General features: G+C 69.6%; 21 protein-coding genes and 1 riboswitch. Of the genes, 8 read left to right on the forward strand and 13 right to left on the reverse strand.

All coding sequences use genetic code 11. The annotated features are described in order from the left end of the window. Window positions 1–239: 239 nt before the first annotated feature. From PV350_RS12250 to PV350_RS12260, 3 genes are all read right to left on the reverse strand, one after another. Window positions 240–431: a hypothetical protein gene (locus PV350_RS12250; protein WP_500333694.1), complete on the reverse strand. Its 192-nt coding sequence runs from the start codon at window positions 429–431 to the stop codon at window positions 240–242. Window positions 432–635: 204 nt separating this feature from the next. Further along, window positions 636–842, reverse strand: coding sequence for a hypothetical protein (locus PV350_RS12255; RefSeq protein ID WP_500333696.1), 207 nt, complete (start codon window positions 840–842; stop codon window positions 636–638). 361 nt (window positions 843–1,203) lie between these two features. After that, entirely contained in the window at window positions 1,204–1,638 is a 435-nt protein-coding gene (locus tag PV350_RS12260) for an STAS domain-containing protein (protein WP_500333697.1), read from the reverse strand. Between the two features lie 115 nt (window positions 1,639–1,753). Here PV350_RS12260 and PV350_RS12265 point away from each other — a divergent pair, with 115 nt between their 5' ends. From PV350_RS12265 to PV350_RS12275, 3 genes are all read left to right on the forward strand, one after another. Next, window positions 1,754–2,065 carry a helix-turn-helix transcriptional regulator gene (locus PV350_RS12265; protein ID WP_499516336.1) on the forward strand — a complete coding sequence of 104 codons (312 nt, stop codon included), beginning with the start codon at window positions 1,754–1,756 and terminating at the stop codon, window positions 2,063–2,065. 337 nt (window positions 2,066–2,402) lie between these two features. Continuing rightward, window positions 2,403–2,774, forward strand: coding sequence for a CBS domain-containing protein (locus PV350_RS12270; protein WP_500333699.1), 372 nt, complete (start codon window positions 2,403–2,405; stop codon window positions 2,772–2,774). A gap of 77 nt (window positions 2,775–2,851) precedes the next feature. After that, window positions 2,852–3,055 carry a hypothetical protein gene (locus PV350_RS12275; protein WP_500333701.1) on the forward strand — a complete coding sequence of 68 codons (204 nt, stop codon included), beginning with the start codon at window positions 2,852–2,854 and terminating at the stop codon, window positions 3,053–3,055. A 79-nt stretch (window positions 3,056–3,134) separates the two neighbouring features. Here the strand turns inward: PV350_RS12275 and PV350_RS12280 are convergent, their stop codons facing one another. The 4 genes from PV350_RS12280 to PV350_RS12295 all read right to left on the reverse strand — a co-directional run bounded on the left by PV350_RS12280 (window position 3,135) and on the right by PV350_RS12295 (window position 5,291). Then, entirely contained in the window at window positions 3,135–3,752 is a 618-nt protein-coding gene (locus PV350_RS12280) for a Ku protein (RefSeq protein ID WP_500333703.1), read from the reverse strand. A gap of 101 nt (window positions 3,753–3,853) precedes the next feature. Continuing rightward, a complete protein-coding gene (locus PV350_RS12285) occupies window positions 3,854–4,249 on the reverse strand; it encodes a DUF2267 domain-containing protein (RefSeq protein ID WP_500333705.1) in 396 nt (131 codons plus the stop codon). Between the two features lie 109 nt (window positions 4,250–4,358). Further along, complete coding sequence (locus PV350_RS12290) at window positions 4,359–4,748, reverse strand: DUF2267 domain-containing protein (RefSeq protein ID WP_500333707.1); 390 nt, start codon at window positions 4,746–4,748, stop codon at window positions 4,359–4,361. 108 nt (window positions 4,749–4,856) lie between these two features. Beyond that, window positions 4,857–5,291 carry an Hsp20/alpha crystallin family protein gene (locus PV350_RS12295; protein WP_499516341.1) on the reverse strand — a complete coding sequence of 145 codons (435 nt, stop codon included), beginning with the start codon at window positions 5,289–5,291 and terminating at the stop codon, window positions 4,857–4,859. Between the two features lie 129 nt (window positions 5,292–5,420). Here PV350_RS12295 and PV350_RS12300 point away from each other — a divergent pair, with 129 nt between their 5' ends. Together PV350_RS12300 and PV350_RS12305 are read left to right on the forward strand one after the other, a co-directional pair. Beyond that, window positions 5,421–6,098, forward strand: a complete 678-nt coding sequence (locus PV350_RS12300) for an HSP18 transcriptional regulator (RefSeq protein WP_500333708.1) — start codon at window positions 5,421–5,423, stop codon at window positions 6,096–6,098. A 442-nt stretch (window positions 6,099–6,540) separates the two neighbouring features. Continuing rightward, entirely contained in the window at window positions 6,541–7,119 is a 579-nt protein-coding gene (locus PV350_RS12305; RefSeq protein WP_500333710.1) for a cysteine hydrolase family protein, read from the forward strand. A 235-nt stretch (window positions 7,120–7,354) separates the two neighbouring features. On the opposite strand, the gene PV350_RS12310 is transcribed toward PV350_RS12305, so the two are convergent. Both PV350_RS12310 and PV350_RS12315 read right to left on the reverse strand, forming a co-directional pair. Continuing rightward, window positions 7,355–7,489: a hypothetical protein gene (locus PV350_RS12310; RefSeq protein WP_500333712.1), complete on the reverse strand. Its 135-nt coding sequence runs from the start codon at window positions 7,487–7,489 to the stop codon at window positions 7,355–7,357. After that, a complete protein-coding gene (locus PV350_RS12315) occupies window positions 7,486–7,704 on the reverse strand; it encodes a hypothetical protein (RefSeq protein ID WP_500333714.1) in 219 nt (72 codons plus the stop codon). The genes PV350_RS12310 and PV350_RS12315 overlap by 4 nt, the downstream gene beginning before the upstream one ends. A gap of 632 nt (window positions 7,705–8,336) precedes the next feature. Between PV350_RS12315 and PV350_RS12320 the strand changes: the two genes are divergently transcribed. Beyond that, entirely contained in the window at window positions 8,337–8,540 is a 204-nt protein-coding gene (locus tag PV350_RS12320) for a hypothetical protein (RefSeq protein ID WP_499516345.1), read from the forward strand. A gap of 724 nt (window positions 8,541–9,264) precedes the next feature. Next, window positions 9,265–9,459, forward strand: coding sequence for a hypothetical protein (locus PV350_RS12325; protein WP_499516346.1), 195 nt, complete (start codon window positions 9,265–9,267; stop codon window positions 9,457–9,459). Window positions 9,460–9,843: 384 nt separating this feature from the next. Here the strand turns inward: PV350_RS12325 and PV350_RS12330 are convergent, their stop codons facing one another. From PV350_RS12330 to PV350_RS12345, 4 genes are all read right to left on the reverse strand, one after another. After that, window positions 9,844–11,076 (reverse strand): CaiB/BaiF CoA transferase family protein, encoded by a 1,233-nt coding sequence (locus tag PV350_RS12330; RefSeq protein WP_500333716.1) that lies wholly within the window; start codon window positions 11,074–11,076, stop codon window positions 9,844–9,846. A gap of 5 nt (window positions 11,077–11,081) precedes the next feature. Further along, window positions 11,082–12,308: an acyl-CoA dehydrogenase family protein gene (locus PV350_RS12335; RefSeq protein ID WP_499516348.1), complete on the reverse strand. Its 1,227-nt coding sequence runs from the start codon at window positions 12,306–12,308 to the stop codon at window positions 11,082–11,084. Between the two features lie 386 nt (window positions 12,309–12,694). Further along, window positions 12,695–13,360, reverse strand: coding sequence for a nucleotidyl transferase AbiEii/AbiGii toxin family protein (locus tag PV350_RS12340; protein WP_500333718.1), 666 nt, complete (start codon window positions 13,358–13,360; stop codon window positions 12,695–12,697). Then, window positions 13,357–13,704, reverse strand: a complete 348-nt coding sequence (locus tag PV350_RS12345) for a transcriptional regulator (RefSeq protein WP_499516350.1) — start codon at window positions 13,702–13,704, stop codon at window positions 13,357–13,359. The genes PV350_RS12340 and PV350_RS12345 overlap by 4 nt, the downstream gene beginning before the upstream one ends. Before the next feature lie 178 nt (window positions 13,705–13,882). After that, window positions 13,883–13,976, forward strand: a riboswitch (TPP riboswitch). Between PV350_RS12345 and PV350_RS12350 the strand changes: the two genes are divergently transcribed. After that, window positions 13,967–15,373: a purine-cytosine permease family protein gene (locus tag PV350_RS12350; protein WP_499516351.1), complete on the forward strand. Its 1,407-nt coding sequence runs from the start codon at window positions 13,967–13,969 to the stop codon at window positions 15,371–15,373. (Overlaps the previous riboswitch by 10 nt.) The last annotated feature ends 52 nt before the right edge of the window (window positions 15,374–15,425 follow it).

The raw sequence follows: 15,425 nt of genomic DNA on the forward strand, positions 1-15,425 counted from the left end.
TGTCGGGCACATGACGCGTTGCCCGAAGAAAGATCGCGCGCGCTCGACAACCAGGTCAATGGATGGAGTTGGCGACTTGGCGCCGCGTGTCGTATTCACGACTTCTCGGCAACCGCCCCGCCGTGGCGATGCGCCTCACCATCGGGCGGCCGGTCCGCGACCCTGTTCGCAACCGTGCAACGCCTGAGCCCTGTTGCACATGACGTCCGCGCCGTTGCCGTCTGCGCTTGGCAAGGGCCTCATCGCGACCTGTCGCCCTCGAACCGGCCGCGGGCGTGGGATGTGGTCCCGCCGGGCTCGTCCGGTCTCATGTTGAGCTGGGCGCGGCCGTCTCCGGCGTCGGCGGTCCACAGGTTCAGGGACGGCACGCGGTGGAACTCGCCGTTGGCGAGATGCTGCTGCAGCACCCCGGGGGAGACCACTTCCGCCATTCGGAGTACCAGACGGCGCCCGGCGGGTACGTGATGACTCCGTTGCCGTTGTCATTCCCGAAGGGGGCCGCCGGGACCATCTCTTACGCGCTTTCGACGCCGGGACGTCACCCTTGCGCAGGATGACGACGAAGCCCTCCTCGCCCTTCTTGAGCAGGGTCTCGATGGTGTCGCCGGCCTTGTCCTCGCCGGGGATCGACGTGGTCAGCGTCGAGCCCAGGTCGGGGTGTCGATCGGGGAGTTGCCGAGCGACCAGCCGGCGACGTCGGAGATCGCGCCGCACAGGTCGACCGGTGGTGATCTCCTGGCGGGTCGGCACGTTCGTCGCCGCGGTATGTCCGCCAGGAAGTAGATCTTGGTGGCCCCACGGCGCATGAACCGCTGCTGGGTGGTCCCCAAGGGGGTGCTCACTCCCCGGGAACCCCAGACCCGGCGTGCGGAGGCCCGTCCCCAACAGGTCGCAAGACTGCGACCCCAGAGGGTCGGTCCGTACCGTTTGGCCGGACGTCCACGCAGGGGCCTCCGCGGCGAGGTGCGATCAGACGTCAGCCGTTCGGCATCGACACCGTCAGGACGAATCGCTGCACGTAGGTGTAGGTGGAGCTCACGACACGTCCTTTCCTCACGGTCAACTTCGTCGGACACAATCAGTGATCGGCGGGTGACATGGGGTCTCCACCTGACAGGCTGGTTACCTGCGAGCTTGGCAACCGGCGCCCCTGGACGCCAGCTTCCGCCGGCGTCCGCTACGCACCCGTGCGCACCGGTGGTGTCAGCGGCCGCGGGTGAGCAGTGCCCGGGTCTCGGTCAAGTCGAGGACGCGGGCGACGGGCGGGCTCATGACCTTGATCGTCAGGATGCCTCCGCCGCGGCCGTCGAAGGTCCTGGCCTCCAGAAGCGCGTTGAGGCCCGAGCAGTCGAAGAAGGTGACCCCGGACAAGTCCAGCTCGAGGCCTTCGGGGTGGGCGCGCATGGCCGCGATGAGGCAGCGTTCCAGGTCCGCTGCGCAACCGGCGTCCACTTCCCCGGTGATCACCGCCACCGCTCCGTCCGTTCCGCGCGCTGCGAGGCTCAGCGTGGCCCGGTCGGCGAAGCTCCGCGTGCCTCCGGGAGGCAGATAGGTGGGCAGCGCCCAGGGGTCCGGGGCGGTGCCGTCGTCTTCGTGGGTGTGGTCCGGCCGCGACATCGTGGGCTCCCGCTGTTCCACCAGGGGACTTCCTGCCAACTGTGATGATGCTCGGACCGGCAACGTACGTCAAACAAATCATGAAATATTTTTCGTGGGTTGATAATCAGGAAACGGGGAGCGCATGATGGGGCGCATGGACGGACGCGCACAGGACCAGGACCAGCCGCGGTGGACCTTCCTCACCAGTCACGCGCGGGTCCTGATCATGATCGCCCGCGACCCCGGCATCAGGCTCCGTGACGTGGCTTCCGCCTGTGGCCTTACGGAGCGGACGGTGCAGGGCGTGGTCTCCGACCTCGAAGAGGGCGGATACCTGGTCCGGTCCCGCGAGGGCCGGCGAAACCGCTACGAGATCGTCCCTGGCGCCATGTTCCGTCATCCGGCCGAGTCCGATCACGAGATCGCCGGCCTCTTGGCGCTGATCACCGAACCCCCGGCGCCGTGACGGCCGGCCGTGTTGTCGGTGCCGGGTGGGGCACTGGCGTACGGAAGCCGTCGATGCCGGGCACGGATGTCGACCTCGGCACCTGGTTCCGGACAGTGACCACCCTGCCAGGTGCATGCCCGGTTGCCGTATGCCATCGATCAGCTGTCGCCCACTGGGTTCGTGCATGCGTTGCCTCGGATGGTCTCATTTCCGGCGATCTCCCGGCGATCTCCTGCGAGCCGTGGGGACGAAGCCGATCCTGGAGGAGGGTGCCTTCGTACAGCACCCCTTCCTGTGAACGCCGGGTTGCAGCATGGGCTTGGAGCCACGGCGGGGCGCACGAACGATCGACGAGATGGCTCTGACCAGCCTCACGAGCATCCGCTGTCTACCGGACCCGGCAGCCAGAATCGCAGCACGTGCAGCCCTGGAACACAGGCCCCCTGCGCGGGCGAAGGACATCGTCGTCCAGTGCGACGCGGAGGGCATCGACCCCGCAACGGTCCAGGCGGGAACCCTTGCCGGTGATCTGCAATGGATCGACGCGAGCGCCGGTGCCGATGAGGCATTGCAGTTGATGGAACAGCATCAGATCAAGCGCCTGCCAGTCATCGACACGGAGCAGGGTCACCAACTGGTCGGCATGATCAGCGAAGCCGACCTCGCGCGCAATCTGTCGGACAGTCAGATCGTGGAATTCGTGACCCGGGTGTACGTCAACGCCTGATCCGGTGGCGGGCTGCCCCCTTGCCTGCCAAAGGGCAGGCCGCCGCCCTCCCGGGCGGTGCAGCCTGAAGTCTTCGTATGGAGCGGCATCGGGTGGTCGTGTATCCGCCGCCTTCTGAGGGTGGCGGTCGGCGCGTGCGCCTGGACTGCCAGGACCTCGGCATCGCGTACGACCGTCGGGACCTGATGGAGTCCCTGCGGCGTGCAGGCCTCGACCCTGACTCGGTCTATCTGGACGACGAACTGTTCGACCGGCGCAGCGCAGGCCCGACAATTTGGTGAGTCCCCTGCCTGACCCGGTTTCTGGGATCACTTGGGGCCGGGCAGGGGACCTAAGGGGCGGCTACCCCCGTTCTGGCGGCTACATCGCCTCCGGCCAAAGGAGCAGCCGCGCCGCCAGGTCGATGACCGACACCCACTCGGTTGCGGGGATCGCCGCGGTGCCGGCGGCATGCCGTGCCGCGGCCTCAGGACCGCCAGGCGCTCCCGGGTGCGCAAGGTGACCTTGGCGACGGCAACCGTGCAGGGCCAGCGCCTCCACCAGGAGCGCGTATGGCCGCTGACCCTGCTCGCCGGCGGCCCCGACCCAGTAGGGCTTGGCGTAGAGCATCGGGTAGACGTCGCGCTCATCGACGAAGCCGAGGACGTCGACGGTTCGCTTCGTGGGAAGAGGGAGTGCGGCCAGGTCCTCATCGAGGAGCACGACGGTGCGGCCGTCGGGGCGCTGCCGGCCGCGCGCGATGTCCGACTGCGGTACCCCCACCTCTTCGCGCTCGCAGACCCTGCGGTGCCTGATGCGGGCTCCGTCGCTCGCGTGGACCTGGTGGAATCCGGTGCCTGGAAGCAGTACCGACGTACTGAGACGCAGGGCGGGTTCTTGCTCGGCTCGCTGTCGCAGGCGGTGTCGCAAGTCGTCAGCGCGGAATGCTCGACTCGGTGTAGGTACTGTCTGTTGCTTTGCGATGCCGCTTGTCCGCAAGCGGTTCCTGGCGGTCTTTCACCAGTGGGCAACGAGCTCAGTCCGAGTGGGTTGTGTGCCGAAGGGGTGAACTGCTGGGCGAGAGCCGACCGCGGCCACCGCTATGCGGTCGGCGCCAATTCGGCCCGACCGAATAGCAAGGCGTACCCGGTTGCCAGTTGTGCGAGAACCCGGTAGATGAGGTCGTCCCCGGCCAGGCGACTGAGAATCGCGAAAACGGTCCCGGCGTCCCAACGTGCGGTGGCGGGCGTGCCGCCGGTGCGGGTGGCCAGGTCGCAGACGAAGTCGAAGCCGGTGAGCGGTTCGGTGCGGGGGAGTTGGGCGGTGAGCTCGAGCGCGGCTTCGACAGGAAGCCGGGCGGCCAGGGCGACGCGTTCTTCGCCGATCAGCTGCCGACCGAGTCCGGCCAGCACATCACGGACCGCCTGCTCGGCCCGTTCGCGGGTTGGGTAGGCACCCTCGTAGCGTACGTGCTCGACCATCGCGTCGAACGTCATCGCCGTTGTACGGAGGTCCGCTGGGGGCTGCGGGGACATCGGTGTGCCTTTCATCTTCTTGTTGTGGTGTGGGGCGGGGGCAGCGTGTCCCGCCCCACGGTCGTGAGGGTCAGGCCGGCTCGAGGTGGCCGAACAGCAGGTCGTAGCCCGGGGGCAGCTGAAGCAAGAGCCGGCGCAGGAGGTCTTGTCCGGCCTCCTCGGCGGCCACGCTGAGGACGGCGCCGACGTCCCAGCGTGCGGTCTGTTCGGTGGCGCCTTCGATCCAGGCGGCGGTGGCCCGCACAAACCGCTCGGCGTCCAGCGGCTCGGCGGCCTGCAGCGGATTGAGCAGGATGAGTGCGTAGGTCTCCGGGAGCCGAGCGGCGAGTTCTGCGCGCTCCTCGCCGACCACGTGTGCGCCCAGCAGGGCTAGCACGACGCGTGCGGCCTGGTCCGCCTCCTGTGGTGTGGAGTATTCGCCGCATTCCTGCACGCGTGCGAGGAACGCATCCGGTCGCATGGGCACGGTAATCCCCTTGGGTTGCGCGGAGGACGGAACCGAGGAGGGAGGGAAACGGTTAGCCGTCCTCCGCCGCCTGCATGTGCCGGGTGGTGCCCGGCTCAGGGCTCAGCCGCTGATCTGCTTGCGGTCGCCGGTGGACGTGATGGCGATCTTGCGGGGCTTGGCCCGCTCCGCGATCGGGATGCGCAGGGTCAGGACGCCGGCGTCGTATTCGGCCTCGATGTGGTCGGCGTCCAGGGTGTCGGCGAGCATGAGCTGCCGGGAGAAGACGCCGAGGGGCCGTTCGGACAGTTCCATCTGCACGTCGTCGGCCTTGGCGACGGGACGGCGTTCGGCCTTGACCGTGAGCATGTTGCGTTCGACGTCGATGTCGATCGCTTCCGGCGATACGCCGGGAAGGTCGAGGGCGATCACGTAGTGGTCGCCTTCGCGGTAGGCGTCCATCGGCATCGTCGAGGGCCTCGTCCATGTGCCGGACGTCCCCAGGAGCTGCTGGGTCAGACGGTCCAGCTCACGGAACGGATCGGTGCGCATCAACATCGTGAAACACCTCCAAGCGTTCGGGCAGTGGCTGCCAATGCGCTTCACCTGCTTTCACTTGTACCATGTCGTCCAAGCGATGACAAACGTCAAGTCGTCGAAGCGATGACACGAGGAGACACCTGCTTCATGGATGCCACCGAGCCCTCTGCGTCGACGGCTGCCAAAGACGGTGGAGCCGTGCCGCTCCTGGCCGCCGCAACCGCTCTGGCAGCCATCGACGAGGCTCTGCGTACGGCCCGCGCCGCGGATACGACGCCGGCGGCCATCTCAGGTGACGACACAGAACAGGCGCTGGCCTCGCTCATGCTGCTGCGAGAGGTGCGCGAGCAGCTCGCCGGGTGGGAGAGGGGCCTTATCGAGACCGCCCGCGCCGCCGGCACCAGCTGGGCCGACCTGGCAGGCCCTCTCGGGGTCGCCAGTCGCCAGGCTGCCGAGCGCCGCTACCTGCGCCTGCAGCCGGGAGCAGCAGGCAGCACGGGGGAGGAGCGGGTGAAGGCCACCCGCGACCGCCGCGCCGCCGACCGCACCGTTACAGCCTGGGCACGCGACAACGCCGCAGACCTGCGCCGCCTGGCCGCTCTCGTCACCGGGCTGTCCGACCTTCCCCCCGCGGCTCGCTCCGCCATCGCCGCCATCGACAGGGCCCTCGCCCACAACGACGCGGCCCGATTGATGGCCCCCCTTGCGGCCGCCCGCATCCATCTGCAGCCGGGGCATCCGGAGATAGCTGCGCGCGTGGACGCTCTCATTCGGCACGCCGACCAGCTGCGCCAGGACAGCAACGACCAGCGACGCGACGCTTGACCCAGCGGAACGAACCGCAGCGGCCCGGCGTCCCCCCGGGCAGGCCCGAACGGTGGATCGGGGGTCGATGCGAACCGGGCGGCGTGGCGCGCCGCCTGTCACCAAAGATCAGGTCCGCCGCCCCGCCATTCGACCAGCTCCCCTTCCAGAGGTCTCTGACTCGGGGCCTGAGCCCAGCCCGCCGCAGCAAGACGAGAATGTCCCTGGGCCCATGGGCCAGGGTGAGGATGCGCTCATCCAGCCGGACCCGGCGCCCGCCGCATTCCGAAGGCGGATACACGATCATTCGGCATTCCACCCCTCCAGGCTGCGACGCAGTCTTGATGGCCGCATGCTGGAACAACGACCCTGTCCGGAGCTTTCTGCACTTCCCCCACGTACGAGCCCCGCACGCCGCCGGGGAGTGACTGCCTGACACGGCAACCATCGAGGTCCGCAACGAATGCACGACAAGGAAACGACCGCGCTCGTCGTGATCGACATGATCAATACGTATGAGCACGAGGACGCCGAACTGCTGCTGCCATCTGTGCGAGAGGCGCTCCCCGGCGTACGGAAGCTGATCTCACGCGCTCGCGCCATCGGTGTGGACGTCATTTACGTCAACGACAATTACGGACGCTGGCGCTCCCATCACGACGAAATCCTCGACATGGCACTCGCTGGCCCTCACGCCGACCTGGTCGAACCGGTCAAGCCCGACGCCGACTCGCTGTTCGTCGTCAAAGCCCGGCATTCGATCTTCTTCCAGACCCCGCTGGAGTACCTCCTGGACCGGCGGAACGTCGGCCATCTCGTGCTGCGCGGGCAGGTCACCGAGCAGTGCGTGCTGTATTCGGCACTCGACGCGCACGTCCGGCACCTGCCGACGACCGTCGCGAGTGACGCCGTCGCCCACATCCATCGCGACCTGGCCGACGCGGCGCTGCGCATGATGGAGCGCAACATGGGCACCCACCTCTGCCCAGCGGACGAAGTCCCGCTGGGCGTCGAGGCCGGGACACCGTTCCCGCCACCATGACCGGTCCGGTCCGCCAGCAAGGCCATGTGCTTCACGAACGCGAGGCCCTCTGGCGATCGGACGCTCAGCAGGAAAGTGCCTCATCGCAAATGCCGCCATGGCTGGTAAGCCGCTCATCGTGGTGGAGCAGAACAGCAGTGGCGGGTCGCGCCCTCACGGGCGTGGAAGGCGCCGCTATCTCCAGCACTGGGCCGCCCCGGCTGTCCTTCGGAACGGCGGGGGCGCTTTCGTGTCTTCAGGCCCCGGCTGCGGTGCGCGCGGGGTGGCAGCGGGGGCAGGCCTCGACGTCGGGCATGCCGAGGTCGATCTCCACCTCGCGGGGGCTGAGCCAGCCGCCGACCGCGTCCGGGCAGTCGCCGCGGTGGATCACACCGTGGAGGGACCCGCCCTTGGGTATGTGCTGGAGGCGCCAGCCGATCCCGCCTTGGCGTGCGACCGCTCCTCCTTCGGTGGCGTAGCAGCGGCACCGGGTCGAGGCTCCCTGTCCTCGACCTCGCGGATCTTCGCGTCGACCACGTCGATCTGCAACTGCAGGTACAACCGGATCACCCGCAGCCGCTCAGCATCAGGCGGCAAGTCGCCCACACGTTCGACTGTACGGCTGGCCAGCGTGTCGAGCCAGCGGGATCAGCTCTCGGTGGCCGTCTCGTCGACGAACGAACCTGCCCGGGGCGGTCATGATGAGGTCTTCCCGCAGGGCCGCGGTCAGGTTCCGCACAGTGCCGCGGCTCACGCCGAACTCGGACCCCCAGCCGCACCTGACCACGTACTCCCCAGGCAGCCCGTACATGCCGCCCAGTACCGATACCCGCAGCCGAGGGGCGGAGGCCGGAACGGCCCCGTCCGGCACCTGCGCCCGCTCCCAGTGGTAGACCGGCCCTGCCCATGCGGAACGGAGTCAGCCCTCGGGGCGGGGTCGCTTTACCGCCTGCCTGGCCATGCAAGTGGTCCACGCGGCTGGCCGGATGGGCTCGAAGACGCGGTCCCCGTCGCTTCCTTCCGGGGCTTTCGGCGGGGCCGCTCCGTCACCCGGTTGATGGGTCCAGCGTGCTGCCCGCCGCCACAGCCAACACGCTCGGTGCCCGCTTGTCGCACGCCTCGGCGCGGCACACGACCAAGATGCCGCCGGGTCCGGAGTCGGTTTCTACGCGGCGGGAGACGCCGTCGGTCAACACATCCGGCATGCACCCGCGTTCCGCGCGAGACACGCTGGACATATGCCTGCCAAGGAGCCGTCCGTCATCGTCCTTCCGCCCGTGGACGGCCGCCGAGTAACGATCAACGGGGTTTACTTCGGAACTGCCCGCGACATGACAGAACTGGAGCAGTTCCTTTGGCTTGCCGGCTTCGATCCCGCCTGGTTCGACATCGCCGACCCCGACGTCATCGAGTGGCGCGGCGGCGGCCCCGACGTGTGGTGACGGGCCCGCCCGGCCTTAATCGGCCCCGTAGGGCCTGATCCGGCCGGACGGACAAGTTCAGACTACGACGGCAGTCGGCGCCTGCCACAAGCGCCGGCACTCTGCTCTTCGCACCGTTCGCGCGCAACCGCAGGCGTCATGTGGCGCCCGCGGGCACCGGTCCGTGCCGTGTGCCCGCGAGTGCTGCAGTGTCTGCAGCATCAGGTGCAGGCCTGGACGCACTCGCTGTGGGCTGGTGGGAGCGCCAGTGGCGGCGCTGATGGCGGGGGAGCGGCACAGCCCAGCCGGCGCCACTCCTTCGAGTGGCCACCGCCCCGGCCCCGCCGCCCAGTACGAACCGTTGACACGCTTTGAGCATTGTCGAAAACGACCTCTTTCCACCGCCCGATTACGACGCCGTCGACATCGTCCTCACCGGCCCCGTCGACCAGGTCGCCCCCGTTCGCGCCCGGATTCAGGCCCGCGCGACCGACGGAAGCAGCATGCTGCTCGACCTGCCCGAGGACGGCCTCGTCCGCTGCCGCATGCGGATCACAGCCTCCCGGAGCTGCAGATGTTCCCGCCTAGGAGGTTTCGGCGACCTGTGCGAGGTAAGGCGATCTGCCGACGCCGCCCGCTTCGCCCCCCGACCGGGCGGCGCCCCGAGGGGCTCCCCCTCTCGGTGGTCAGCGCCTTGCAGACCGGGGCCTGCTCCATTCAGGCCCCGGTCGGCGAGGAGGACGTGATGGACGAGAAAACCCGCGTGAATCTCCCCGGAAAGAGGGTCCCGGTCAGCGGCATCTACGCATGCACCTGCGGCCAGGGCCATCGCTTCACCAGCACAGACGTGGAGGGCCACACCTTCCCTCCGGTCCCGAAGGACTGCTCCGGCATCGGCTGGAATCTACTGATCCCTGCCCATGCGGAGCGCAGCCCCTAGGCCCCCAGCAGCTCGCCCGGTTACGTGGTGAGTACCGGGCGGGCGCCGTACGCGGCCCCGTCGGCGTACCTCCCCTGTCCGCGGCGGGGCCGCTCTACTACGCGGGAGCTTGGGTCGGGGCAGGCGTCAGGCGCCTGCGCCCCGCCAGCTTCACGCCCTCACGCCAGAGCTCCGTCTGCTTCCGGAGCAGGAGTCAGACAAAGGATTGCCGCCTGGAGCGTACCCAGCACGGCCTGTAGCAGCGACGGCTGCGCTCTTGGCGAGCGTCGCCGTGTCCGTCCATGCCTGCACCGGGTACCGGGCGCCGTTGCGGTAGATCACGTGGGCCAGTTGGTGCTCGGTGCCGAGCCCGAGGGATCGGGGCCCGCAACGCTGATGCCCCGCTCACCGCGGCGCCTTCGTTTCCGACCCGCCGGGGATCGCTCCCTGGGCGCGCAGTTCGGCGATCTCGGCGGGGCCGAATCCCAGCTCGGCGAGGATCTCGTCGGTGTGCTCGCCCAGGTCCGGCGCACGCTTCGCCGGCACCTTCGGCACCCCTCGCAGGTTGACCGGGCTGCTGATGGTCTCCGTGAGCCCGGTGACTCCTTCCAGCGGCACCACGACGTCGTTCGCGCGCAGTTGCGGGTCCTGCGCGGCCTCCTCAGGGGTCTGGATGAGGCTGTGGGTGACGCGTTCTCGTCCCAGGGCTTCCTTCCAGTGGGCGAAGGGCCGCGCGCGGAACTCGGCGTCGAGCAGCTCGCTGAGCGCGGCGGCGTTCTCGAGGACACCCTCGACGTCGGCGAAACGCGGGTCCTCGAGCAGCTCGGGGCGCCCGATGGCCCGCGTCAGTCCCGGCCAGTGCGGGGGAGACGCGACCAGCATGAACCACTCGTCGTCGGCGGTCCGGTAGGGGTTGACCAGCGGGTTCGCCGGCGCCTTCCGGTCGTGCAGCTCGAAGGACGTGCCGCCGGCGAGTGCGCCGGCCACCAGGGTTCCCGTGGCCCAGACGCCCGTGGCGAGCAGTGACGTCCCGACACTGGCCCCTTGTCCCGTGCGCTCACGGCGGTACAGGGCGGTCACGATCGCCGCGTAGACGGCGATCGCCGACATGTAGTCGCCGCTGCCCCAGACCGGCACCGTCGGCGGTGCTCCCGCGTCCCGGGTGGAGGCCAGCAGCCCGCTGCGCGACCAGGCGGCGGTCAGGTCGAAGCCCGGTTGCCCGGCGTCGGGGCCGGTGTCACCGAAGCCGGTGATGTCGGCGTAGACGACCCGCGGGTTCCAGCCCGCGACCTCGTCGTAGCCGAGGTGCAGTCGCTCGCGGGTGCCGTGCGGGAAGTTGGTGATCACCACATCGGCCCACTCGACGAGGCGCTTGAGGATCCCGGTGGCCGCCGGAGACTTCAGGTCGATCACCATGCCACGTTTGTTGCGGTTGGCGAGGTGCCAGCTGTAGTTGGCCCGTGCCTGGGGACTGGGCGGCACGGAGCCCAGCCGCCGCTGGGGATCGCCGTTCCCCGGCGGCTCGATCTTGATGACGTCGGCTCCGAAGTCGGAGAGCATGGTGGCCGCGGCCGGTGCCGCGATGAAGCTCGATGCGTCAAGGACCTTCAGCCCGGTGAACACGGATTCGGTGGTCAACGTCGTCACCTCACGAAAGCGCTCAGGCCGTCGGTCACGGCACGCCCGACGATGAGGGTCTGGATCTCGCGCGTGCCCTCGTACGAGTAGATGGCCTCGGCGTCGGCGACGAACCGGCCGATCTTGTAGTCGAGGATGATGCCGTTGCCGGCCAGCAGTTCGCGCGCCCATCCCACGGTCTCCCGCATCCGCACGGTGCAGTAGGCCTTCGCCAGCGAGGACTGCTCGTCCCGGTACACCCCGGCGTCCTGCAGCTGGGCCAGCCGCGTCACCATCCCGCACGACGCCGTGGCATTGCCGAGCATCTTCACCAGCAGGTCCTGCATCAGCTGGAAGCCTCCGATGGGCCGCCCGAACTGCTCCCGCTGCTTGGCGTACTCCAGGGCGATCTCGTAGGCGCCGAACATGATGCCCACCGCCTGCCACGCCACCCCACTGCGGGTCCGGCGCAGGATCTCCGCGGCGTCCTTGAACGAGTTCGCGTTCTGCAGCCGGTTGGCCTCCGGAACACGGCAACCGTCGAGCACGATGTCCGCGTTCTGCACGATCCGCAGCGCCATCTTGTTCTCGATCTTCGTCGCGGTGAACCCGGGGGTGTCCTTCTCCACGACGAAGCCCAGCACGTGACGGGTCTCGACGTCGCGGGCCCAGATGACGACCAGGTCGGCGAACGTCGCGTTGCCGATCCACCGCTTCGCGCCGTCGAGGATCCATCCGTCGCCGTCGCGGCGCGCGGTCGTCCGCAGCCCGCCGGCCACGTCGGAGCCGCCGTGCGGCTCGGTCAACCCGAAGGCGCCGATCTTCTCGAAGCGGCTCATCGCCGGCAGCCACCGCCGCCGCTGTTCCTCGGAGCCACAGGCGAGGATGGTGCCCATGGCCAGACCCGTGTGCACACCGAAGAACGTCGCCACCGAAGCGTCGGCATGGGCGAGCTCCAAGGCCATGAGACCCGCGAAGAGGTTGCTCGGCCTGGGTTCCGTCGAGTCCGGGTCGGCCCAGTCCACGAGCCCGAGCCTCCCGAAGCCTTCGACCAACTGGAAGGGGAACTCGGCCCGCGCCCAGTAGTCGTCGACGATCGGGGCGACCTGCGTGCGGAGGAACTCGCGGACGGACTCGACCTTCTCCCGTTCCCGGTCCGACAGCAGTTCCTCGTAGGCGTAGAAGTCCGCGGGCAGCAGCCCTTCGCCCAGGTAGGGACCGGACGGTGCCGGCAAGGTCGTGGTGCCGCTCATGGCAATCTCCCTCAAGCGCTGTGAGGCCTGGCACGGAGATCCGCGCCCGCCGGCGCGCTCAGCCCCCGGCTTTTCGGATCCGAGCGCGATTAAACGCGGATCCGGAGCGGCGCCCCCGGACCCGCGCCGCCCAGGGTGGTGGTGTCGCCGCGGACCACCCGAGTGGCCCGTCGCCGACGGTGCGCGAGAGGCGGGCGGGGCAGGATGCGGGAACTGCCGGAACGTCATGTCGGCGGTGGTGCGTCGGCGCCGCTGCTGGTGCTTCGGCGCAGCGCTCGTAGGGCCAGGCCCTGCGGACCGCACGTGCGGCTGGTCCACGGCTGCCGGTGCCCTCCACGGGCGAAGCGTCCGGTTCCCGCGACCGAGCCTGCCGTCGCTGAGGGCGGTCAGTCGTCGAGCGGCTGGTCGTGGAGACGGGCGGTGAGATCGTCGGCCCATCCCTGGGCCCATTGGCGCAATTCGCCGATCTCGGGCTCGGTGAGACCGTAGGCGGCGAATTCGGTGTCGTCGATCCAGTCCGCGCCGCCCAGGCGGGCCAGCAGGTCCTCCAGGTCGAAGGCGTCGCGGGCGTGGCGGCGGCCGAGCGCTTCGAGCTCGATCGAGGACCACAGGTGGGCCGCGGCACGGACGTCGATGAGGTCCCGGGCGATCCCGCGGTCGGCCAGTGCGCGGACCTTGGTACCTACCACGTCTTCGAGGGACAGGACCGGTCCGTGGTCGGTGATCACGGCGGGGCGGGTGAGGACTTCCTTGAGGATGTCGAGCTCGCATTCCTCACCGCTGTCCGGGTCGGTCACGGTGAGACGTGCGGCCAGCGGGTCCGCTTCCACGACGTGCACCTGCCAGCCGCGGTCGCGAAGCCCGGCGGTGACGGTCGCGGCGATCTGGTCCATCGGGTCGTTGTGGTCCGTGGCGACGTCGAGGTCCTGGCTGAGCCGTTGGACCAGGCCGTGCGCCTGCACCGCGTAGCCACCCGTGAGGACCAGGGGATACGGATTGCCGATGGTGAGGACGTCCGCCAGCAGCCGGCGGTGCAGTGGATCGAGGTTCACGCTGCTCGAGGCGCCCGAGCGGGGAGTTCGCTGAACGCGGCTTCCCAGACGTCGCGGATGTCGCGGCTGATCAGCGTGCGAAGCACGGGCCAGAGCTTGATGAGAAGGTCCCGGTCGAGGTAGCGGACCAAGTCGTCGTGGAGGCCCTCGGCCAGGACGGTCCGGTAACAACTCATGCGCAGCCGCGGCTGGTCCAGATCGAACTCCGTCAGGCCCGACCAGGCCAGGTGCAGCGGCAGGGCGATCGTCCCGTGCGCGGGTCCCCGCAGAGCGGACAGTTCCGCGGGCAGCCGCCTGCGGAACCGATCGCGGCGCAGCTCTGTGGTGCTGGACGTCGATGCCATGCCCCGATTATTTCCCAGCCCGCGGTACCGGGGCCACAAACCCGCCGATCCGGGGCGGGCGCCGTCGCCGTGACCGTCACGCCGCTCCAGGCGCCGGGTGAACGCTCGCGAACGGGTCCCTGCCGGAGGCCGGCCCGCCCGGCGCACCGGGCGTCGCCGTCGGGTTAGTCTGTCCCCCGTACCGGACACGGGGTGCCCCGCCGAGGGCTGAGATCACACCCGTCGAACCTGAACCAGTTCGTACTGGCGGAGGGATGTCTCCATGCCATTGGCGCATGTTTCCGGCGGTCTGCCCGCCGACAGCCGACAGACCGTCTTCGACGGCCGCATGCCGGCGGCCGCCGGCGACCTACGGATCGAAGCACACGGCATACGACCGGTCCCCGAGGGCAACCGCTACGGCGGACCGGGGCGCCTGTTCACCGTGTGGTTCGCCCCCAACCTCACCATGACCGGCGTGTTCACCGGCACCATCGGCATCGTCCTCGGCCTGGACTTCGCCACCGCGCTCACCGCCGTGGTGCTCGGCACCGTGATCGGCGCGATACCCACCGCCTACCTGGGCACCTGGGGGAGCCGGACGGGCGCGGGGCAGCTGCCGCTGGCCCGGCTGGCCTTCGGCCGGGCCGTCGCGCTGCCCGGCATCCTGCAGTGGCTGTCCTCGGTCGCCTGGGACGCCCTGATCGGGCTCTTCGGCGGGGACGCGCTGGCGCGGCTGTGCGGCCTGCCCTTCTGGCTCGGTGTCCTGATCATGATGCTCGGCCAGGGCGCTCTCGGCGTCCTCGGCTACGAGGCCATCCACCGGCTCCAGATCGTGATGACCTTCGTGCTCGCCGTCGCCTTCGCCCTGATCGCCTGGAAGCTGCTCGACGGCGTCGACCCCGCGGTCACCGGCTCCGCCCACGGCGCCGACCGGGGTGGGGCGTTCGTCCTGACCAGCACCATCGCGCTGAGCCTGTCCCTGTCCTGGGCCCCGTACGCCAGCGACTTCAGCCGCTACCTGCCACGGACCACCTCGCGCTCGCGCATGTTCTGGTTCACCCTGGCGGGCCTGGTGGTGTCCTTCGTGGCCGTCCAGGTCCTCGGGCTGTGGGGCGCGTCCGTCCTGACCGACCAGACCGCCGCGGGCGTGGCCGATCTGCTGGGCGGCGGGCCGCTGGGGGCGTTCGGGCTGCTCGCCGTGGCCCTGGCGGCCCTGTGCAGCAACGCCATGAACGACTACAGCGGATCCCTGGCCCTGCAGACCGTCGGCGTGCGCGTTCCCCGCCCGGCGGCGGCCGCATTCGCCGCCGTACTCGGCTTCCCCCTGGTGCTGTGGATGCACGCCGCCGACACCACCGCCCGCTTCCAGAACGTGCTGCTGTTCGTCGGCTACTGGATCCCCGGCTTCGTGGCGATCGTCATCGTCGACTGGCTGGTCCGGGCACGGGCACGGGCGGGCGCCGAGATCGACCTCGCCGCCGAGACCGACCGGTCGCAGCCCGGCCTACCGGCCGTGGTCGCGTTCGTGGCCGCCTTCGCCGCGGCCGTGCCGTTCATGGACACCACGTTGTACGTCGGCCCGGTGGCGGAGGCCCTGCACGGTGCGGACCTGTCGTACTACGTGGCCTTCCTCGTGGCCCTCGCGGTGTACACCCCGCTGCGACTGCGTCAGCGCTCGCGGCCCTGAACCGCCGCGTCCCGAACCGCCGACCATCGCAGGCGCCCGCACACGTCCGTCC

Origin of the sequence: Streptomyces sp. PA03-6a, assembly GCF_033792765.1 — a bacterium.
GTDB lineage: Bacteria > Actinomycetota > Actinomycetes > Streptomycetales > Streptomycetaceae > Actinacidiphila.

Coding starts and splice junctions, on each gene's coding strand:
- PV350_RS12265 (WP_499516336.1), top strand. CDS start 1,754: ATGGACGGACGCGCACAGGACCAGGACCAGCCGCGGTGGACCTTCCTC.
- PV350_RS12285 (WP_500333705.1), bottom strand. CDS start 4,249: ATGACGTTCGACGCGATGGTCGAGCACGTACGCTACGAGGGTGCCTAC.
- PV350_RS12300 (WP_500333708.1), top strand. CDS start 5,421: ATGGATGCCACCGAGCCCTCTGCGTCGACGGCTGCCAAAGACGGTGGA.
- PV350_RS12320 (WP_499516345.1), top strand. CDS start 8,337: ATGCCTGCCAAGGAGCCGTCCGTCATCGTCCTTCCGCCCGTGGACGGC.
- PV350_RS12295 (WP_499516341.1), bottom strand. CDS start 5,291: ATGTTGATGCGCACCGATCCGTTCCGTGAGCTGGACCGTCTGACCCAG.
- PV350_RS12250 (WP_500333694.1), bottom strand. CDS start 431: ATGGCGGAAGTGGTCTCCCCCGGGGTGCTGCAGCAGCATCTCGCCAAC.
- PV350_RS12275 (WP_500333701.1), top strand. CDS start 2,852: ATGGAGCGGCATCGGGTGGTCGTGTATCCGCCGCCTTCTGAGGGTGGC.
- PV350_RS12350 (WP_499516351.1), top strand. CDS start 13,967: ATGCCATTGGCGCATGTTTCCGGCGGTCTGCCCGCCGACAGCCGACAG.
- PV350_RS12345 (WP_499516350.1), bottom strand. CDS start 13,704: ATGGCATCGACGTCCAGCACCACAGAGCTGCGCCGCGATCGGTTCCGC.
- PV350_RS12325 (WP_499516346.1), top strand. CDS start 9,265: ATGGACGAGAAAACCCGCGTGAATCTCCCCGGAAAGAGGGTCCCGGTC.
- PV350_RS12270 (WP_500333699.1), top strand. CDS start 2,403: ATGGCTCTGACCAGCCTCACGAGCATCCGCTGTCTACCGGACCCGGCA.
- PV350_RS12290 (WP_500333707.1), bottom strand. CDS start 4,748: ATGCGACCGGATGCGTTCCTCGCACGCGTGCAGGAATGCGGCGAATAC.
- PV350_RS12335 (WP_499516348.1), bottom strand. CDS start 12,308: ATGAGCGGCACCACGACCTTGCCGGCACCGTCCGGTCCCTACCTGGGC.
- PV350_RS12305 (WP_500333710.1), top strand. CDS start 6,541: ATGCACGACAAGGAAACGACCGCGCTCGTCGTGATCGACATGATCAAT.